The sequence below is a fragment of the Flavobacterium bomense genome (assembly GCF_003970355.1).
In genome coordinates this window covers 1-1319 of sequence record NZ_RYDJ01000131.1, presented here as the reverse complement: position 1 = coordinate 1319, position 1319 = coordinate 1, and the positions used below count along the sequence as shown (strand labels likewise).

The 1319-nt window shown below is 38.6% G+C and carries 2 protein-coding genes; both read left to right on the top strand.

Features of this window, described 5'->3' with window-relative positions:
• The coding region (locus tag EKL98_RS16150) for an NADH-ubiquinone oxidoreductase-F iron-sulfur binding region domain-containing protein (protein ID WP_199740736.1) at positions 1 to 1093 on the top strand (1093 nt) is incomplete at its 5' end.
• A 17-nt stretch (positions 1094 to 1110) separates the two neighbouring features.
• Positions 1111 to 1319: 2Fe-2S iron-sulfur cluster-binding protein (locus EKL98_RS16145; protein WP_126563161.1), on the top strand; the 209-nt coding region annotated here is incomplete at its 3' end.

Genomic DNA, 1319 nt, shown 5'->3' with positions numbered 1-1319 from the left:
ATATGTTAGAGCCGAATATCCATTGGCTGTCAAAAGATTAAAAATAGCTTTAAACCAAGCCAGAGAATATGGATTACTAGGTAAAAATATCTTCGGAACTGGTTTTGAATTTACCATCACTATAAAATATGGAGCAGGAGCATTTGTATGCGGCGAAGAAACCGCCCTGATTCATTCGATGGAAGGACTCCGTGGCGAACCTACTTTAAAACCACCATTTCCCAGTGTCTCAGGATATTTAAAAAAACCAACCAATGTCAATAATGTAGAAACTTTTGCGAATATTCCCGCTATTATCAACAAAGGAGCCGATTGGTATGCCAGTATTGGAACAGAAAAATCCAAGGGAACAAAAGTTTTCGCTTTGGCAGGAAAAATCAATAATGTGGGTTTGATTGAAGTTCCAATGGGAATCACTCTTAGAGAAATAATCTATGATATTGGAGGCGGAATTGTTAACGGAAAAAAATTCAAAGCGGTGCAAACCGGAGGACCTTCAGGCGGATGTTTGACAGAAAAACATTTGGATTTACCTATAGATTTTGATTCACTTACCGCCGCAGGTTCTATGATGGGTTCTGGTGGTATGATTGTTATGGACGAAGACGATTGTATGGTTTCGATGGCTCGTTTTTATTTGGAATTTATTGTGGAAGAATCCTGTGGTAAATGTGCCCCTTGCCGAATTGGCAATAAACGGTTGCACGAAATGCTCACCAAATTATGTGATGGTAAAGGAACAATGGAAGATTTGGATTTGCTTCGCAATTTAAGCGTTGTGGTCAAAGACACATCTTTGTGCGGATTGGGGCAAACTTCTCCAAATCCAATTCTTTCTACAATGGCCAATTTCTATGACGAATATTACGCCCACGTAGCTGAACATCGCTGTCCAAGTGGTCAATGCAAATCCTTTATGCGCTATTATATCAGCGAAGAAAATTGTATTGGTTGTCTTGTTTGCGCCAGAAAATGCCCTGTTGGAGCCATTACTGGAGAGAAAAAGAAAGTACACGTTATCAATCAGGAACTTTGTACCAAATGTGGCATCTGTATGGAAAAATGCAAGTTTCATGCTGTTTACTTAAATTAATTCTATACTACAATTTTATGGATACCATTAGCATAAAAATCGACAATAAAAATTTTCAGGTTGAAAAAGGAACTACAATTTTGGATGCTGCCAAAAGTGTGGGAATTAATATTCCAACCTTGTGTTATATGAACTTACACGATTTAAACACCACTCACAATCCAACTGGCTGTCGAGTTTGTGTAGTAGAAGTCGTAGGTCGCAAAAATTTAGCTCCCGCTTGTGC